The following is an 18,721-nucleotide window of genomic DNA, read 5'->3' on the forward strand; positions in this document are numbered from 1 at the left end:
GCGTCGTTCTGTCTTGTTTTTTCCTTTCGCCCTTCGCCGCGACCATGTTAACATCTTTCCGACTTGCAGGAACCCGCACCGGGGGACAGGGGCTCATCCCCGGATTCCATCGCCAGCATGCCTTTCCGGAGGATCGTCCATGTCCCGCTTCGCCGACGCGAAAATCTCGACCCGCATCGTCTGCATCATCGTCCTGACCATCGCCCTGTTCACCCTGGCCATCATGGTCTATTTCGTGCCCTCGGCCGGCCGCGAGATGCTCTCGTCGCGCAAGCAGAGCCTCAAGGATATCGTGGACGTGGCCTATTCCCTGGTCGAGGAATACGAGACGCGCATTCAAAAAGGCGAGTTCTCCCCCGAGGAGGGCCGAAGCCGGGCCATGCAGCGGATAAAAAACCTGCGCTACGGCCAAAACGACTACATCTGGATCAACGACACGGCCCAGCCCTATCCGGTCATGATCATGCATCCGGTCAGCCCGGCCCTGGACGGCACGGTCTTGAGCGATCCGAAGTTCGACAAGGCCACCATGCTGCAATTCGGCGTCCATGGCCAGGAGGTGGACACGGACGGCAAAAAGAATCTGTTTGCGGCCTTCGTGGAGGTCTGCCTGAAAAGCGGCGAGGGCTACGTGGCCTACGCCTGGCCCAAGCCCACGCCCTCCGGGCCGACCGCCGAGGTCTATCCCAAGCAGTCCTACGTGAAGCTCTACAAACCCTGGGGCTGGGTCCTGGGCACGGGGCTGTACGTGGACGACATCGCGGCCCGGGTGGCCACCATGCGCTGGACCATGACCGCCGTGGCCGCCGGGATCATGATCCTGGCCCTTGGCATCGGCCTCATGGTCATGCGCACCATCACCCGGCCCATCGCCGCCTTGGCGGCCTACGCCGCCGAGGTGTCCTCGGGGCGGCTCGACGCGGCCATGACCGGCGTCTTTCACGGCGAGACCGCCACCCTCAAGGAGGCCATCGGCAAGATGGTGGCCGAGCTCAAGGCCACCCTGGGAACGGCCGAGCAGGCCAAACTCGCGGCCCAGGAGGAAACCCGCAAGGCCACCCTGGCCGGACGCGAGGCCGAAGAGGCCCGGCAGGCCGCCGAGGGGGCCATGCGCCAGGGCATGCTCCAGGCGGCGGAGTCTCTGGAGCAGGTGTCGGCGGGCATAAGCTCGGCCTCGGGTGAACTTTCGGGCAAGGCCGACGCGGCCGCGCGCGGGGCCGAACACCAGACCGTGCGCCTGGCCGAGGTCGCGGCGGCCATGGGGCAGATGAACAGCACGGTCCTGGAGGTGGCCCACAACGCCTCCACCGCCGCTGAAAGTTCCGGGCAGGCCAAGACCAAGGCCGAGACCGGCGCGGACATCGTGGGCCGGGCCGTAGCCTCCATCCTCGACGTCAAGGAACAGTCCCGCAGCCTCAAGGAGCACATGGCCGACCTGGGGGCCAAGGCCGAGGGCATCGGCCGGATCATGGGCGTGATCTCGGACATCGCCGACCAGACCAACCTTTTGGCCTTAAACGCGGCCATCGAGGCCGCCCGGGCCGGAGACGCCGGGCGGGGCTTCGCGGTGGTGGCCGACGAGGTCAGGAAGCTGGCCGAAAAGACCATGACCGCCACCCGCGAGGTGGGGGAGGCCATAAGCGGCGTGCAGCACATGGCCAAGACCAACATGGAAGGCGTGGACCGCTCCACCAAAAGCATTGATCATGCGGCGGAACTGGCCCAGTCCTCGGGCCGGGCCCTGGACGAGATCGTGCGCCTGGCCGAGACCGCCTCGGACCAGGTGCGCGCCATCGCCGCCGCCTCGGAAGAGCAGTCCGCGGCCAGCGAACAGATCAACCGGGGCATCGACGAGGTCAACCGGGTGTCCCTGGAGACCGCCGACGCCATGCGCCAATCGGCGGCGGCCATCGGCGGCCTCACCCGGCAGGCCGGGGATCTGGAACGGCTCATCGAGGAACTCAAAGGCTCCTAGTGTCGCGTCCCATAAATAATACGTCAGTATTTTTTATGAAATACTCCTCGTTTCACACGGTTATCCTCGAAATCCGCAGGGGCGTATTTCGAGGGGAAGCCGCGAGTCCCGCCCCATAAAAAATACGTCAGTATTTTTTATGAAAAAACTACCGTTTCCAACCGTTATCTTCGAAATCCGCCGGGGCGTATTTCGAGGACACGACGCGAGTCCCGCCCCATAAAAAATACGTCAGTATTTTTTATGAAAAACTACCGCTTCCAACCGTTATCTTCGAAATCCGCAGGGGCGCATTTCGAAGACACGACGGCCATTGCCCGCCGAGCCGGGCCGGGGTAAGACCCTCTGGCGTTCCGATATGCAAACCGCGCCAAGGATGTCCCCATGTCTTCGAAGAAACTGCGGCCGCGACTGGTCTATGCCGACGAAAAGGGCAACATTTACGATCATCCCGAGTTGGAGATGCTGGTGCGCCGGGGCGGGCAGATCACCTCGCCGCGCCCGGACGAGCTGATCCCCCTGCCTCCGGAAAGCGAGCTGTTTCTTCTGCCCGGGCGCACGGCCCTGGGCCTGGACGCCGAGACCGGGCTGGTGGAGGAAACCGGAGAGACGGCCGTGGCCGCCTTCGTCTGCCCGGGACATACCCTCTCGGCCCAGGCGGCCTACGCCACGGCCCCGGGCGCGCCGATCCTGCCCCTTTTCGCCTACGGCGCGGTGGGATTTGCCGCAGACCGTTTCTATGTGGCCGCCACCCGGGTGGACCTCGATCCGCGCCAGATCTTCACCGGCATCCCCCGCGCCCGCATCGCCAAGGGGGCCAGCGCGCTGTTGCGCAAATATCCCCAGAACCGGCTGGTGGCCCATCTGTCCCGCTGCGCCCTGACCTACTGCTGTCCGGCGGCCAAAAACCTGGCCCTGGGACGTTTCGAGGCCCCCCTGCCCACCTCCCGGGTATGCAACGCCCGCTGCATCGGCTGCCTGTCGCTGCAGGATCCGGATTCGGGCTTCCCCTCCACCCAAAACCGCATCTCCTTTACCCCGCGCCCCGAGGAGATCGCCCAGGTCATGGCCGAACACGGCCGCCGCGAGGTCCGGCCGATCTTTTCCTTCGGCCAGGGCTGCGAGGGCGAACCCCTGACCGAGGCCCAGACCATCGCCAAGGGCGTCAGCCTGTTTCGCCAGGGCGGCGGCACGGGCACGGTCAACGTGAACACCAACGGCAGCCTGCCGGACGCCGTGGCGCCCCTGGCCGCCGCCGGGGTGGATTCCGTGCGGGTGAGCCTGTCGAGTGGCGACGAACGGATGTACGCGGCCTATTACCGGCCCAAGGGCTACGCCTTTTCCGACGTTCGGGAGTTCATGACCCGGGCCAAGGCGGCCGGGCTTTTTTTGTCCGTCAATCTGCTCTATTTTCCCGGGGTGACCGACACCGAGGCCGAATACGCCGCCCTGGCCGGACTCCTGGGGGACACGGGGGCGGATTTCGTGCAGATGCGCAACCTGAACCTGGACCCGGAACTGTACCTGTCGGTGGTGCGCGAAAGCGGGGCCCGCACCGAGGCCGAGCTTGCGGCCTGCATGGGCCTTGGCAACTTCATGAAGCGGCTTTCCGAAGATTGTCCGGGGCTGCGCTTCGGCTATTTCAATCCGGCCCTGCCCCTGCGGCCCGGCACGGACGCCGCCTAGCGTCGTATTCCCAGGCGCGGTCACGCGTCATCTTTTCTCGACGCTTACGAGCGTCATGGGCACGGACGCGGCCACGCGTCATTTTCCATGGAAGCTCGCAAGCGTCATGGGCCGGACGCCCGCTACGGCCCAGACCTGGAACCAACGCCCACGGAACAAACACCCGAGGTTTCGTCATGCCGCGCTTTTTGTGTTTCGCCCTGCTGTCGTGCTGCCTGGCCCTTCCCGGCCTGACCGCGTCCGCCGCCTGGGCCGGATCGGCCGCCCTGCCCGGGGTCGCCGTGACCGAGCGGCCGGACTGGGGACGGCATTTCGCCGCCGCCGGGGTGACCGGCGCCCTGGTCCTGCTCACGGACGGCGACGCGCCGACGGTCCAGGCATATGATCCGGCCCGGGCCGCCACAGGCTTTTTGCCCGCCTCCACCTTCAAGATCCCCAATTCGCTCATCGCCCTGGAGACGGGCGTGGTGGCCGGGCCGGACACGGTCTTTGCCTGGGACGGCGTCAAACGGTCCATTGCGGACTGGAACGCCGACCTGACGTTCACACAGGCCCTGCGCGTGTCCTGCGTGCCCATCTACCAGGAGATCGCCCGCCGGATCGGGCAGCAGCGCATGCAGTGGTGGGTGCGCGAAATGGACTACGGCAACACCGACATCGGCGACGCCATCGACACCTTCTGGCTGGAGGGCAGGCTGCGCATCTCGGCCCTGGAACAGGCGGCGTTTTTGCGGCGGCTGGCCCATGACCAGCTTCCCTTCTCCAAAAAGACCATGGCCGAGGTGCGGGAGATGCTCGTGGAGGAGCGCACCGAGGCGGGCGTCCTGCGGGCCAAGACGGGACTGACGGCGCGCGTTTCGCCCAATGTGGGCTGGTGGGTCGGCTGGGTGGAGAAGGGGGATGGGCGGTGGTTTTTCGCCCTGAACGTCGATTCCCTGCGCCCCGAGGATATTCCCGCCCGCAAGGCGGTGGTCAAGGCCGTGCTGGCGGCGGAAGGGGTATGGCCGTAGGCCGCCTGGGGCGTTCGCCGAAATAAGGTGCGCGGCGAACGCCGTGTCACTGTCGCGGATGACATGTTCAACCCCGCGTCTCGCACCTCCCCGCAGTAACTCGCCTGTTTTTCTTAAAAAAGATGTTGCATGTCCCGGAACGCGCCCCTAGCAGGCCCCGCCCGGCAGCTCCACCGTGACCCGCTCCTGGTCCGACTTTTTTTGGCGCTCGATGGTCCCGATGATCTGGGCGTATTCATGCTGGGCCCGAAGCCGCAAGACCACATCCTCGCCGATCTCCGGCGGCACGACCAGCATGTAGCCGATGCCGCAGTTGAAAATCTGGAGCATCTCCGGCCACGTCAGCCCGCCCTGCGCCTTGAGCCATTCAAAAACCGGCGGCACGTCGAAAGACCCCATGCGGATGTGCGCCCCCACCCCGCGCGGCAGGATGCGGGCCACGTTGTCATAGAACCCGCCCCCGGTGATGTGCACCATGCCCCGGATCTCCAGGTCGCGCAAAAGGTTCAGCACGGGCTTGACGTAGATGCGGGTGGGCGCAAGCAGCGCCTCGCCAAGCGACACGCCGCCCTCGGGCAACAGGTCCGTGGCCTTGCAGCCGGATTCGGCCAAAATCTTGCGGATCAGCGAATAGCCGTTGGAGTGCGGCCCCGAGGACTCGATGCCGATGATCACGTCGTCCACGGCGATGCTTGAACCATCCACGATGCGGGCATTGTCCACGATTCCGACGCAAAATCCGGCCAGATCATAGACCCCGTCGGGATAAAACCCCGGCATTTCGGCCGTTTCGCCGCCCAAAAGGGCGCACCCGGCCTGCTTGCAGCCCTCGGCGATGCCCGCCACCACCTGCTCGGCCAGGTTCACATCGAGCTTGCCCGTGGCGAAATAATCGAGGAAAAAAAGCGGCTTGGCCCCTTGCACCAGGATGTCGTTGACGCTCATGGCCACCAGGTCGATGCCGATGGTGTCGTGGCGGCCAAGCATCTGGGCCAGCTTGAGCTTGGTGCCCACGCCGTCGGTGGAGGCCACCAGCACGGGCTCGGCGTAGGCCTCGTGGTCGAGTTTGAAAAGCCCCCCGAAGCCGCCGATGTCCGAAAGGACGCCTTTGTTGTAGGTTGCGGAAACAAGGGACTTGATGCGCGAGACCAGACTGTTCCCGGCCTCGATGTCCACCCCTGCCCGTCTGTAGGCGTCGGCCCTGTCGGCCATATACACGGCTCCTTGAACATGGTATTGTGTCAGCCAAAGCGCATATCGTCTTTGCCCTGGAAATACAAGGAGCCGTGGCCATGAGCGGCGTACACGCACAGATGTCCGACCCCGTCGGCGAAGGCCCGGCGGCGACCCGGTTCATGCACGGGGCGTGGCGGGCGGCAACCCTCGCCGCCGCAGTCCTGGCGCTTCTGGCCTGGCCTGACGCCCTGCGGGCCGACGGAAACCAGGGACCGCCCCCCCAGGCCCCGCCGCCGCAACTCCCCGCCGATGCGGATGAGGACGGCGATGCGCCACGCCGGGATGTCCGCATGGGTACTCGGGACAACATGAGCATGGGCCGCGACAAGGAGGGCAACCTGGTCATGGAGGTGTCCCCGCGGCCGCGCAAGCCCCAGGACACCCCGAACATGCCCATGTACATCACGCCCCAAATCTATACCGGCTACGGCCCCTACACCGGCCAGGGACAGACCGCCGGGCAGGGGGTTCAGGGCCAGTTCGTCGGCCAGGGCCAAGGCCAGTCCACCGGCCAAAGCCAGGGCCAGGGGGTTCAGGGCCCGTCCGCCGGACAGGGCCAGGGAGTCCAGGGCCAGCCCATGCAGGGATCTCAGGCCCAACCCATAGGCCAGGGGGCCAAGGGGCAGCCCGTCGGCCAACCGGGCGCAAGCACCGGGCACGCCGCCCCGCCCATGGTCCAATCGCCGCAAGGGGCAGGCCCCCAGGGCGTCATTCCGGCCCCGCCGGGACCGAGCCGGGGAGGCCCGCCGGGGCAATAACACGCAAGGGGGTACCGCCATGCATCAGGCCGCGTTGTGGAAACCCTTGGATGACGGCCGCGTGCAGTGTCGCCTGTGCGCCCATTTCTGCCGCATCGACCCCGGGCAACGGGGAACCTGCGGGGTCCGGGAGAACCGGGACGGCGTCCTTTTCACCCTGGTCTACGACAAGGTGGCGGCCGTCAACCTGGACCCGGTGGAAAAAAAGCCCCTCTACCATTTCCTGCCGGGCAGCCTGACCTTTTCCTTCGGCACCATGGGCTGCAACCTGTCGTGCACCTTTTGCCAAAACGCCTCCCTGTCCCAGCCGCCGCGCCAGGGCAGGCCCGTCACCGGCCATGCCGCCACCCCCGAGGCCCTGGTCCAGGCCGCGCTGGACAGCGGCGCAGCCAGCATCTCCTATACCTATTCCGAGCCCACCATCTTTTTCGAGCTCATGCGGGACACGGCCACGTTGGCGAAAAAGGCGGGCCTGAAAAACATCCTGGTCTCCAACGGCTTCCAGAGCCCCCAATGCCTGGAGGAACTGGGACCGCTCATCGACGCAGCCAACATCGACCTCAAGGCCTGGAACGAGGAGTTCTACCGGGACGTCTGCGGGGCCCGGCTCGGACCCGTAAAAAAGAATCTGGTCCACATCCGCCGCCTCGGCTGGTGGCTGGAGGTCACCACCCTCCTCATCCCGGGGCTCAACGACAACCCTGGCGAACTGCGGGAGATGGCCGACTTTGTTTTCACCGAGCTTGGGGCCGACACGCCCTGGCATCTGTCCCGGTTCCATCCGGATCACCGAATGCTTGATCACGGCCCCACTCCGCCAAAAACCCTGGAGGCGGCCCGTGACATCGGCCGCGCCGCCGGACTGCGCTTCGTCTATGTGGGCAACCTGGGGCCGGGGGAGCGAAACGACACCCTGTGTCCGTCCTGCGGGGCGATGGTGGTGCGCCGGACGGGGTTTGCCGCCGAACCGACGCGGCTTCGGGCCGGGGTCTGTCCGGATTGCGGCGCCGTGGTGGCCGGGGTGTGGGGGACATAGGGGCGCGCGCGTCACACGCCGGGGAGCGGGCATGAAACCGCGCCTTGCCTTGGGCCGGGGAATCCGGTAGTCAGACGGGTCTTCGCGTCGGGGCGTGGCGCAGACTGGTAGCGCGCGTGCTTTGGGAGCACGATGCCGGAGGTTCAAATCCTCTCGCCCCGACCACATTCGACAGCAAAGGGACGGCTCCATACGGAACCGTCCCTTTTTCATGACAAAGCCCCGGCTTCGAAAAACCGGGGCCTTGCGCCGCCGGGCGGAAAGACACGAAAATTCCCCGCTTCCGGCGCGGACTGCGCCACGACCTGCCCGCGCTTGATATGCGCCTGGGGCCTATTCCTGCGGCTTCGTCCCGTCCGGCGGGGCGTCGGCCGACGCCGGAAGGGTTTCGTCCGCCTTCTTCTTTTTCTTGCCCACGAAATAGGCCACCCAGATGCCCACCTCATAGAGGATGATGATGGGTCCGGCCATGAGCAACTGGTTCACGGCGTCCGGGGTGGGGGTCAGGATGGCGGCCGCGATAAAGGCCAAAAGCACGGCCCAACGCCGGAACTTGCGCAGGGAGGCGTTGGTCACCACACCGATGCGGGCCAGGAAAAAGATGGCCACCGGCAGGTTGAAAATGAGTCCGAAGGCCAGAAGCAGGGTCACGGCCAGGGAGAAATAGTCCCCCACCGTGGGCATGATGGTCACCAGATCCGAGGCGTAGTCCACGAAAAACTTAAAGCCGAAGGGAAAGACTACATAATAGCCGAAAAGCGCCCCGCAGGCGAAAAAAATCGCCGAGGCCAGGGCCGCCGGAATCACCATGCGCCGCTCATCGCGGTACAGCCCCGGCCCCACGAACTTCCACAGCTGGTAAAAAATGTAGGGGCTGGCCACGAAGATGCCGCACACGAAGGCCAGCTTCATCACCGTAAAAAACTTCTCCGGCAGGGTCAGTGCGATCAGCCCCGTGCCCTCGGGCAAGACCCGGGCCAGGGGTTCCAGCAAAATCCCCAGAAGGCGTTCGGCAAAGGCGTAGCTTAGGAAAAATCCCACGCCGATGGCCGCAAAGCAGCGCAACAACCGGTTGCGCAGTTCGGTCAGGTGCTCCAGCAGGGTGACCTGCCGAACCCCCGATCCCCCTTCGGGAGAAGTCGTGCTGTCTTTGTTTTCATCCATGGTCGCGTAGTATTCCTTCATTCCCCAGGCCCGCCGCCGGGCCCGTCCGGATCATAATTCCACCTGCACCCCGAGTTCCACAACCCGCCCGGGGGGGATGCCGAAGTAGGTCGTAGCTGGCCGGGCGTTCTGGGACATCACCGCGAACAGCCGTTTGCGCCAGGGCATAAGCCCCGACCGTCCCGTGGTCAAAAGCGTCTCCCGGCCCAGAAAATACGTGGTTTCCGACGGCCCGTCGGCGGCAAGCCCCAGGGATCTGGCCCGGGCCATGATATCGGGCACATTCGGGGTCTCCATGAATCCGTACCGGGCCACCACCCGCTGAAATCCCTGTCCCAGGTCGCTTATGGTCAAACGCTCGCCCGGGTCAACCGCCGGGGTGTCCGCCGAGGTCACGGTCAAAATGACCACATGCTTGTGCAGCACTCTGATATGCTTGAAGGAATGCAGAATGGTCAAGGGGGTTCCGGTGGGAGAGACAGACATGAACACCGCCGTGCCCGGCACCCGGTGGGGCTTTTTTTTCGCCACATCGGCCAAAAAATCGGCCAGGGGGATGGACACGGCCAAAAACCTTTCGTGCAGGGCCTTGCGGCCGTCACGCCAGGTGGCCATGGCCACCACGGCCATGGCCGCAATGAGCACGGTGAACCAGCCGCCATCCAGTATCTTGAGCAGGTTGGAAGAAAAATAGGCCAGATCGAAGGCCAAAAACACGGCCACGGGCGCAGCCACCTGCCACAGGGGCCGTTTCCAGGCGTAGCGGGCCACGAAAAAATACAGGATGGAGGTGATGCCCATGGTGGCCGTGACCGCAATGCCGTAGGCCGCCGCCAGGCGGCTGGATTCCTGGAAAACAAGCACCAGCCCGATGCAGGCCCACATGAGCGCGAAATTGATTTCGGGGATGTAGATCTGGCCCTGGAAGTCGCGTGAGGTGTGGACGATGCGCAGCCGGGGGCAGACCCCGAGCTGGATGGCCTGCCGGGTCAGGGAGAACACCCCGGAGATCATGGCCTGGGAGGCGATGACCGTGGCGAAGGTGGCCAGGGCCACCATGGGGTAGAGCATCTCCCGGGGCACGATGCCGTAGAAGGGGTTGGCGGCGATCTCCGGCCGGGCCAGAAGCCCGGCCCCCTGGCCGAAATAGTTGAGGACAAGCGCCGGACAGACCAGGGACAGCCAGGAGACGCGGATGGGACCGGCCCCGAAATGCCCCATGTCGGCGTACAGGGCCTCGCCGCCGGTGATGCAAAGGACCACCGAGCCCAGCACGACCAGGCCGTGCATGTGGTTTTCCGCAAAAAACCGGATGGCGGGAAGCGGGCTTATGGCATCGAGCACGGCCAGTTCCTCGAAAATGTGGACGAGCCCGATGCCGCCTATGACCGTGAACCACACCAGCATCACCGGCCCGAAAACCCGGCCGATGCCCGCCGTGCCGTGCCGTTGCACCGCAAAAAGTCCGAAGAGGATGGCGCAGGTGATGGGCAGGATGAACGGTGCGGCGGCGTCCGTGGCGGTGTTTAGGCCCTCCACGGCGGAGAGCACGGAGATGGCCGGGGTGATGACCCCGTCGCCGTAAAGCAGGGCCGCCCCGCACAGCCCCAAAAAGGTCAGAAGCGGCGTGATCCGGGCCAGGGAGGCCCCCTTGGGCAGAAGCTCCAACAGGGCGAAGATGCCGCCCTCGCCCCGGTTGTCGGCCCGCAGGATGAACAGTACGTATTTGATGGTGACCACCACCATCAGCGACCAGAAGACCAGGGATAGTACCCCAAGGACGTTGTCCCGGGTGAGCGCGATGGCATGCATGCCGTGGAAGCATTCCTTGACGGCGTACAGGGGGCTGGTGCCGATGTCGCCGTAGACGATGCCCAGGGCCCCGAGCGCCAGGGCCAGCTTCCCGGATGCGCCAGCGGAATGGGACGGGGCAGGGATGACACCGGGAGTTTCCGGGCCTGCCGGGTTGATCGCTTCATCAGCCGGGTCGGGAAGGGTCTGGTTCATTTGGCGCATGGCGGAACGCCCGCCCCGGCGCACTCGTCCCGCCTGGCGTCAGGGAGGCGGGGGACGCTGGCGGCCCTGGCATTCCGGGTCGCCGTGGCGCAAAAAGGGGCGGCATCCGTCCGGGGTAGAAGTTTTTCCTCAAAAAATCACGCCCCGTGCCTGACGGCCTGGGACGTGATCCTGTCGCACGGGATGTATGCCCGACGGGTTGGCGTGGCAAGGGCTTTTCGGAACCCTTCACCGGTCGGGGGAGGATGCGCCGCCGCCCTGATGGTACCCTTCGTCCTCGTTCTCCGGGGCCTCGCGGACCTGGGTCACCCGGAAGGGCATCCCCAGTTCGTCCAGATTGACCAGGGCCCTGGCCAGCTTGACGGCATGGGCCTCGTTGTGGGCGGTGACCACCACATAATCGGTTTCGCTGACGCGCTCCTTGCGCCGAAACCATGTGGTGAAAACATGAACCTTGGTGGCGAAATACACCCTGTATTTTTTCATGACGACCTGTAAGCATATCTTTTTTTGCGCGCGCCGAGCCCGACCGGGCCGCAGAAGTCGAGACAAACGAGGAGGAGATGACGGCGAGGCATGTCAAAAGGCATTATGACAGGCCGGGTGGGATGAGTCAACGCGCCGACGGCTCCGCAAGGCGCCTAGGATCGCCCCCGGGTGGAGCCCAGCCCAACGCCTAGGGAAAACAGGCCGGGCCGAAGTCGTCCTGCACGCGAACCCGGCCCGGCATCACTTTCTAACAATCTCACTTTCCAGACTAGCTGCGGCCCCACCGTTCAACATGCTTCGCCAAAAGCAACACCGCCAAAACAAAGGGGATCACCAGCAGATATTTGGTCAGGATCATGGGAACGGCTCCTTTTTCCCATGACTAAGCAAAAGCGATGCCGCCCAGGCGTTGCCGGAAGGCCATCCTCCCAGCCTCCCCCGGGAGGATGGCCTTGACCGACGCGCCACTTTATTTTACCCAGACATTCCGCCTTTCGCGGGTTTTATTTTTTCGACGGCGCGGCATCCACACAACATAGCGGCACGACAACCACGCGGGTCCACGCGAAACGGGACACGCCAGGGAACGATATTATGGAAAACATCCCCATCTCCATCCAGGGCTACCGGAAACTCGAAAACGAACTGGGCAGGCTCAAGGGCGAACGTCCCGAGGTCATCCAGGCCATCAAGGAGGCCCGCGAGGAGGGAGACTTAAGCGAAAACGCCGGATACGACGCGGCCCGGGAACGCCAGGGCCTGCTTGAGGCGCGCATCAACTACATCGAATCCCGCATGGCCCTGGCCAACGTCATCGATCTGGACACCCTAAGCGGCGACCGGGTCATCTACGGGGCCACGGTGGAACTCGAGGACATGGATACCGGGGACGTCAAGAAATACACCCTGCTTGGGCCCGACGAGGCCGATCCCACCAAGGGCAGCATCTCCATCCTCTCGCCCGTGGGGCAGGCGCTTCTGGGAAAGGAGGAAGGGGACGACATCGTGGTGGACGCCCCGCGCGGCAAAATCAATTATGAGGTCATCGCCGTGACCTTCCTGGGATCGGCGGGGCTTCGCCTCTAATCGCCCCCCGGCCCGCGCGGCCCGGCTTCCGTCGTTCACCGCAAAGGCGTCTTTACGACAAAGACGCCTTTCGTGTTTTTCCCGGGGCGTCCCCGGCCAGATATTTTCCCAACATGGCGGCCAGCATCTGCGCGTCCACGGGCTTGGCCAGGTAATCGTCAAAACCCGAGAGCAGAAACCGCTGCCGTTCGCCGGGCATGGCGTAGGCCGTCAGGGCCACCAGGGGCAGCCGGGGCAGCGAAAGGCGCGCCTCCCTCTCCCGTATGGCCCGGGCCGTCTCCACCCCGTCCATCACCGGCATCTGAATGTCCATGAGCACCAGCCCCACCCGGTCGCCCTCATCGGCCTCGAGCCAATGCAGACACTCCTGCCCGTTCTCGGCCTCAAGGACCGAAATCCCCATTTCACGCAGGAAATCCCTGGCCACGAGGCGGTTCACATCGTCGTCCTCGACCAGGATGACCCGGGCGCCCGGAATCACGGGCAGGCTCGTCACGTCGTCCGTCCCGAGGTCTTCCGACAACCGGCCTTCGGGAAGCGCCAGGGGAAGGGCACAGGATACGGTCGCCCCCTTTCCGTCCACGCTGTCGACCGCAAGGGTTCCGTCCATAAGCCCCACCAGGCGTTTGACGATGGCCAGCCCCAGCCCCGCCCCCTGGTATTGCCGGGTATAGGTTCCCTCCACCTGGCTGAAGGCCTCGAACACGGTGTCGATCTTCTCCTCGGGGATGCCGATGCCCGTATCGGACACCTCGAAAACCAGGGTGACCATGTCCGGTGAAGCAGCGGGAACGGCCCAGGCCGAAAGGCGAACCGAGCCCTCGGGGGTGAATTTGATGGCGTTGCCCACCAGATTGAACAGGATCTGCCGCACCCGGACCTCGTCTCCGAGCAGCCTGCCGGGAACCGAGGGCGCGACATCCAAAACGAGCTCAAGCCGCTTTTCCCGGGCGGCCGGGGCCAGCACATTGAACACGTTTTCCGCTGCGGCTTTGAAATCGAAGGGTTCCCTGGCCAGTTCCATCTTCCCGGATTCCACCCGGGCCAGATCCAGGATGTCGGACAAAAGACTGGTCAACCGCTTGCCCGCACGCAGGGCCGCTTCCACGTATTCCCGCTGCTCGTCGCCCGGTGGCATGCCCAAAAGCAGTTGCAGCATGCCCAAAAGCCCGTTCAGAGGGGTTCTGATCTCATGGCTCATGTTGGCCAGAAATTCCGACTTGGCGCGGTTTGCGACCTCGGCTGCGGTCTTGGCCGCCAGCAGGCTTTCCTCGGCGGCCTTGCGCTCGGTGATGAACCGGGCCTGCTGCACGTTCTGCACGGCCAGCTTCGAAAGCTGTCCGGCGATGACCGCCAGGGAGTTGCAGATGTCCTCGAAACGCTTCCGGGACATGCGCGGCGCCTGGGCCAATGCCTGGCGAAAAGCCTCCGCGTCGGCCCCGATCTCCCGGGCGTAGGCCTGCATGGCCTCCGGGTCCGCCGTCTCGTCGAGCACCTGTCCCACCAGCCAGTGGGCCACCACCTGCGTCCCCACCCGGATGCTCGTCCCGCCGTCCAAAAGCCCGCCGGACAGGCACGGCCGCACGCACGGCCCGTCCGTGGCCTGGCAGCCCAGGGCCGCATCCGAACGTCGGCAGTTTTCCAGGCCCTTTTCCGTTTCCCGGATGATCTCGCACAGGCGGCAAAAGTTGCTGGGCCGCGTCAGGGGCGTGCCGTCCGGGGCGGTGATCAGCGAGGCCACGCCCGCCGCCCGGGCAAAGGCGTCCTGGACTTTTTGCACCTCGCCCGGGTCGAAGATATCGGCCAGGGTCAGGCCCGTGACATCCCCCATGGGCTGGGTCAAAGCCAGAAGCTTGGTTTCCAGTCCGGCGTTGATGGCCCGAATCCCCTCCTGGGCCTCCCGTTTTTCGGTGATGTCCGACACAAAGACCAGATAGCGGTCCCCCCCCAGGGCCACGCCGCTGAAAAAAAACCAGCGCCGCGTCCCGGCCAGATCCGTGATCTCCACATCCCCCTGGCTGTGCCCCGCCTCACGCAGGGCCTCCAGATGTCCGCGCACGGCCTCCCGGGAACCGGGCGTCAGGGTGTCCGCAAACGACGTCCCCAAAAGCTCCGCAAACGGTTTCCCGGCCAGTCGGCAGGCCGCCGGATTGGCCGCCAGATAGCGTCCCTTACCGTCAAAAACGATCACCCCCATGGGGGCGTTGTCCACATATCCCTGGTACTTGGCCTCACTTTCGCGCAGGGCCCGCTCGGTTCGGCGCAGCCTGCGGGTCTGCTCCAGGAGGACCGCGATGAGCGCCGCCTGCACCAGCACCACGGCCACCGCGCCCAGGATCCAGCCCCGGTACCGGGTGAAGACCGAATACGGCCGGTTAATGACGGCCGCGCCCGCGGGCAGGCGATCCTCGCCGATGCCGAACCGGACCAGTTGGCCATGGTCGAACATCGGTGAGGAGCGGCTGTGGCGGACGGGCAGGCTGGAGGGACTCTCCCCGTCCAGAATCCGGACCACCATTTCCCCTGCCTGCCTGCCGTCGTTCTCGCCGGACAGCAGGGAGCCGCCCACGATGCCGTGCGCCAGCCGGATATCATGCGTCGAAAAGACCGGCACGGAACTGGCCCGGGAGATCCGCCGGGTGGTTTCATCGCGTTCGAAGACCACCCCGGCCCCATCCACGACATAGCTGAAAAGCAGGACCACGGCGTCGGGCGGCAGTTCCCCGAGACGTTTCAGGAGCGTATCCATGGGCAGATCGGCCGAATAGTCCACCCGCACCCGTCCCTGGAAATGAGCCAGAACCTGGGCGGCCTCATGGCGCATGGCCAGCCCGGTGACGGTATGATCGGTGACAACGAAAACTTCCTTCGTCCCTGGCAAAAGGTCCAGGATCAGGGCCATGACCCCCTGGATATCCATGACTTCGGCCACCCCGGTGGCTCCCGCCTGGACCGCGCGGTCCACCAGGGACATGTCGTCGATGCCGCAGAACACCACCCGGGCGCCTGGGAAAATCGATTCGGGGGCATTCAGGAGCAGGGTCAGGGCCGGGTTGTCCAGAGCCACCACCACGGAAACCGGAATATCCCGGTATTTTTCCCGAAAGAAGGCGGCCTGCCTGTTACGCGACGCCTGTTCCCGGTGCCGCTTGGCGTCCAGGTATTCGACGGCGGGAATCAGGCCCGGCCGGGCCTGCCGAAAGACCGACAAAACCCCATCCACTTCCGCGTCGGACCAGATGTCGCCGTAATGGTAGGAGTTGAGGATGACAACCTGGGGAGTCTGGGCGCAGGCGTCATGCTGCAGCCAAGGACAAAGCAGGACCACTACCAGGAAAAGCCCGCAAAAAGGATGCACATCATCCGCATTTTTACGCGGAATGCCCGTCATGACGGCTCTTCCTTGCCTGGTTTGCAGGATGCCGGAAAAGAACGGCGCCAATACGATCCAAAATTACCTATACCGAATCACGCTCGGAGTCCGCAAGGGAAACAAACAGACCTCCCGAAGAATTTCCCAAGAACCATGGCGGCATGGCGGCATCGCTCCCGTGATCGATCATCCGGCGGGGAGAGGCTTGACCCGGACATCCGGCTTTGGCATGCCCAGGACGCAAGGCGCCGCATACTGTGTGCAGGACGCCGGACGCATCATCGCGACGACACATGACACGCACCACAAGGACACGAACATGAAGGGCGTATGGGACGGATTGGACAAGGAACGGATCGCCAAGGCTGTGGTGACCGCCTATATGAGCGACGAATATCTGGACATCCTGGCCGACATCAACAACGCCGAAACCCCGGCCCAGGCCGAGACGGCCAAGGGCCGCATCAAGGAGGTCATGGGCGTGTGGCGCGAGGAATGCCCGGACTACGCCTTCATGGTGGACGGCCTGTATCTTTTCGCCGAGCGGCGCATCCGCGACCTCACGGGGCTTTCCTGACGGCCCCGGTCGGCGCGCTGATCCCGTTTCGAACCTCGACATATCGGTCGAGTCCGGCCAGATCACGCCGCACGGCCACCTCGGGAAACCCGGCAAAGGCCGAGCGGGCCGCCTCCGCCTGGGTGCAGCCCATCTCCATGAGGAACACCCCGTCCGGGGCCAGACGCTCCCGCGCAACCCCGGCCAAGACCGGAAAACATTCGCACCCCGTGGCCCCGCCCGGGGCCTGGGACTCGGGCGTCAAGGCCGATTTGGGCTCGAACCCGGCCACCTCGGGGCTCGCGCTACGGTATTCGGCCTCGCTGACATAGGGCGGGTTGGAAACCACCAGACCAAAGCGTTCCTCCCGGTCGCAGAGGACGGAAAAATCGCCGCACACAAACTCCATGCGCGCATCGACCCCGTGACGCCGGGCGTTTTCCCGGGCCACGGCCAGGGCCGCCGCGCTTTTGTCCACGGCCACGCCCGTCCAGGCCGGAAAGCGCACGGCCAGGGTCACGGCCAGACAGCCAGACCCCGTGCCCAGGTCCGCGAAACGCACCACGCTGTCATGGGGGAAAAGGGCCTCGACCCGTTCGACGATGCCCTCGGTCTCGGGCCGGGGGATGAGCACGTCCCGGGTGACGGCAAAGGCCAGGCCGTAGAATTCCCGCTCGCCCACCAGATAGGCCGCCGGTTCGCCCCGGCCGCGCCGGGCCACCAGATCGCGGCAGCGGGCCAGTTCGGATTCGGACAGGGGCCGGTCCATGTCCAAAAAAAGACCCAGACGCTCAAGCCCCAGCACATGGGCCAAAAGCATCTGGGCTGAAAGCCGGGGGGAGTCCACCCCCTTGTCCGAAAGATAGGCCTCGGATTTGGCCAGGATGTCCCGCACCGTGGGTCGTTTTTCCATGTCCTGCCTTGTGTCCGGCCCATCATCGCCAACCGGCGCACGGCCGGAGCCGGACGGCATGGTTCAGGGGCGGAAGCCAGCCGAGGCTCATCCTTCCCGTTCGGGGTTTCCAAAGGGGACGCGTCTCCTTTGGCCGCCGGAGGCATATCCCCCAGCCGCTGTGCCTCGCGCCCTAAGCCGCGTCGGCCTGGGCCTTTAAGGCCTCGGACTGGTAGTGGGCGGTGAGCGCCTCCATGATCTCCCCGATGTCGCCGTCGAGGATGCTGTCCAGGCGGTACACGGTCAGGTTGATGCGGTGGTCGGTCAGGCGGCCCTGGGGGAAATTGTAGGTCCGGATGCGCTCGGAGCGGTCGCCGCTGCCCACCTGGGACCGACGCGCCGCCTCCTGTTCCAGGCGTTGTTCCTCCTGCTTGGCCGAAAGCAGCCGGGAGCGCAGCACCTTCATGGCCTTGGCCCGGTTCTTGTGCTGGGATTTTTCGTCCTGGCAGATGACCACCAGACCGGAGGGGATGTGCGTCACGCGCACGGCCGAGTCCGTGGTGTTCACGCTCTGGCCGCCGGGGCCGCTGGAACGGTAGACGTCGATGCGCAGTTCCGAGGGGTCGATGGCCACGTCCACCTCTTCGGCCTCAGGCATGATGGCCACGGTCACGGCCGAGGTGTGGATGCGTCCTTGGGATTCGGTCACCGGCACGCGCTGCACCCGGTGGGTGCCGGATTCATACTTGAGTCGGCTGTAGACCTTGTCCCCGGAGATGCTGGCGATGACTTCCTTGAAGCCGCCGCCGCCCGTCTCGCTTACGCTCATGATCTCCACCTTCCAGCGCATGCGCTCGGCGTACCGGCAATACATCCGAAACAGGTCGCCGGCGAAAAGGGCCGCCTCGTCGCCGCCCGTCCCGGCCCGTATCTCCAGCAGGATGTTTTTTTCGTCCAGGGGATCCTTGGGCAGAAGCAGCACCCTAAGCTCGGCCTCAAGCCCGGGCAGGGACTCCTTGAGGGCCCGCACCTCGGCCTGGGCCAGCTCCCGCATCTCCGGGTCGGCGTCCTGGGCCAGCTCTTCATTTTCCGCCAGATCGCGGGCCATGGCCTTGTAGCGGCGAAAGGCCTCCACCACCTCGCCCATGTCGGCGTGGGCCTTGGCCAGCTTGCGGTACCGCTCCTGGTCGTCGAAGATGGCCGGATCGCTCAACTGCCGCTCCAGTTCCTCGTACCTGCGCTCGATGCTTTCCAATTTCGCGAACATATTTTTGCCTCCGGCGGCCAGGGGGGAATCTTTCCCAAAAAAAGTTTCCCCGCCTTACCCCCCTTCAAAAACTTTTATCGGCTCCCACCCACGCAACGCACCCCCGCCGGGGGGGGTCCGGGGGGAATCATTCCCCCCGGGCGGGGGAGGGGTCCGGGGAGGGGGCGACGCCCCCTC

14 protein-coding genes and 1 tRNA gene are annotated in these 18,721 nt (G+C 65.2%); 8 read left to right on the forward strand and 7 right to left on the reverse strand.

The window, feature by feature from the left end; genetic code table 11:
- Positions 1-139 precede the first annotated feature (139 nt).
- The 3 genes from GD606_RS08375 (at position 140) to blaOXA (ending at position 4,671) form a co-directional block, all read left to right on the forward strand.
- Positions 140-1,975, forward strand: a complete 1,836-nt coding sequence (locus GD606_RS08375) for a methyl-accepting chemotaxis protein (RefSeq protein ID WP_163302765.1) — start codon at positions 140-142, stop codon at positions 1,973-1,975.
- 384 nt (positions 1,976-2,359) lie between these two features.
- Positions 2,360-3,661 (forward strand): radical SAM family protein, encoded by a 1,302-nt coding sequence (locus GD606_RS08380; RefSeq protein ID WP_163302764.1) that lies wholly within the window; start codon positions 2,360-2,362, stop codon positions 3,659-3,661.
- Positions 3,662-3,837: 176 nt separating this feature from the next.
- The gene (blaOXA, locus tag GD606_RS08385; RefSeq protein WP_163302763.1) at positions 3,838-4,671 is read left to right on the forward strand and encodes a class D beta-lactamase; all 834 of its coding nucleotides are present in this window, start codon (positions 3,838-3,840) and stop codon (positions 4,669-4,671) included.
- A 147-nt stretch (positions 4,672-4,818) separates the two neighbouring features.
- Here blaOXA and purM read toward each other — a convergent pair whose 3' ends face one another.
- Positions 4,819-5,883 carry a phosphoribosylformylglycinamidine cyclo-ligase gene (gene purM / locus GD606_RS08390; protein WP_163302762.1) on the reverse strand — a complete coding sequence of 355 codons (1,065 nt, stop codon included), beginning with the start codon at positions 5,881-5,883 and terminating at the stop codon, positions 4,819-4,821.
- Positions 5,884-5,963: 80 nt separating this feature from the next.
- Here purM and GD606_RS08395 point away from each other — a divergent pair, with 80 nt between their 5' ends.
- The 3 genes from GD606_RS08395 to GD606_RS08405 all read left to right on the forward strand — a co-directional run bounded on the left by GD606_RS08395 (position 5,964) and on the right by GD606_RS08405 (position 7,866).
- Positions 5,964-6,665: a hypothetical protein gene (locus GD606_RS08395; RefSeq protein WP_163302753.1), complete on the forward strand. Its 702-nt coding sequence runs from the start codon at positions 5,964-5,966 to the stop codon at positions 6,663-6,665.
- A 19-nt stretch (positions 6,666-6,684) separates the two neighbouring features.
- Positions 6,685-7,701: an AmmeMemoRadiSam system radical SAM enzyme gene (amrS, locus tag GD606_RS08400; RefSeq protein WP_163302761.1), complete on the forward strand. Its 1,017-nt coding sequence runs from the start codon at positions 6,685-6,687 to the stop codon at positions 7,699-7,701.
- 88 nt (positions 7,702-7,789) lie between these two features.
- A tRNA-Pro gene (locus GD606_RS08405) sits at positions 7,790-7,866 on the forward strand.
- 168 nt (positions 7,867-8,034) lie between these two features.
- Here GD606_RS08405 and tatC read toward each other — a convergent pair.
- From tatC to GD606_RS08420, 3 genes are all read right to left on the reverse strand, one after another.
- On the reverse strand, positions 8,035-8,865 hold the full coding sequence (tatC, locus tag GD606_RS08410; protein ID WP_246299019.1) for a twin-arginine translocase subunit TatC: 831 nt from the start codon (positions 8,863-8,865) through the stop codon (positions 8,035-8,037).
- 51 nt (positions 8,866-8,916) lie between these two features.
- On the reverse strand, positions 8,917-10,881 hold the full coding sequence (locus GD606_RS08415; RefSeq protein ID WP_246299020.1) for a potassium transporter Kup: 1,965 nt from the start codon (positions 10,879-10,881) through the stop codon (positions 8,917-8,919).
- A gap of 228 nt (positions 10,882-11,109) precedes the next feature.
- Positions 11,110-11,367, reverse strand: a complete 258-nt coding sequence (locus tag GD606_RS08420; RefSeq protein ID WP_163302759.1) for a hypothetical protein — start codon at positions 11,365-11,367, stop codon at positions 11,110-11,112.
- Positions 11,368-11,964: 597 nt separating this feature from the next.
- Between GD606_RS08420 and greA the strand changes: the two genes are divergently transcribed.
- A complete protein-coding gene (gene greA, locus GD606_RS08425; RefSeq protein WP_163302758.1) occupies positions 11,965-12,456 on the forward strand; it encodes a transcription elongation factor GreA in 492 nt (163 codons plus the stop codon).
- A gap of 52 nt (positions 12,457-12,508) precedes the next feature.
- On the opposite strand, the gene GD606_RS08430 is transcribed toward greA, so the two are convergent.
- A complete protein-coding gene (locus GD606_RS08430) occupies positions 12,509-15,847 on the reverse strand; it encodes a PocR ligand-binding domain-containing protein (protein WP_163302757.1) in 3,339 nt (1,112 codons plus the stop codon).
- Positions 15,848-16,148: 301 nt separating this feature from the next.
- On the opposite strand from GD606_RS08430, the gene GD606_RS08435 reads away from it, so the two are divergent.
- On the forward strand, positions 16,149-16,406 hold the full coding sequence (locus GD606_RS08435) for a hypothetical protein (RefSeq protein WP_163302756.1): 258 nt from the start codon (positions 16,149-16,151) through the stop codon (positions 16,404-16,406).
- Here the strand turns inward: GD606_RS08435 and prmC are convergent.
- Both prmC and prfA read right to left on the reverse strand, forming a co-directional pair.
- Positions 16,390-17,298 (reverse strand): peptide chain release factor N(5)-glutamine methyltransferase, encoded by a 909-nt coding sequence (gene prmC, locus GD606_RS08440; protein ID WP_163302755.1) that lies wholly within the window; start codon positions 17,296-17,298, stop codon positions 16,390-16,392. The genes GD606_RS08435 and prmC overlap by 17 nt on opposite strands.
- Positions 17,299-17,470: 172 nt before the next feature.
- Positions 17,471-18,544 (reverse strand): peptide chain release factor 1, encoded by a 1,074-nt coding sequence (gene prfA / locus GD606_RS08445; RefSeq protein ID WP_163302754.1) that lies wholly within the window; start codon positions 18,542-18,544, stop codon positions 17,471-17,473.
- Positions 18,545-18,721 lie beyond the last annotated feature (177 nt).

The organism is Desulfolutivibrio sulfodismutans DSM 3696, assembly GCF_013376455.1.
GTDB classification, from domain to species: domain Bacteria; phylum Desulfobacterota; class Desulfovibrionia; order Desulfovibrionales; family Desulfovibrionaceae; genus Desulfolutivibrio; species Desulfolutivibrio sulfodismutans.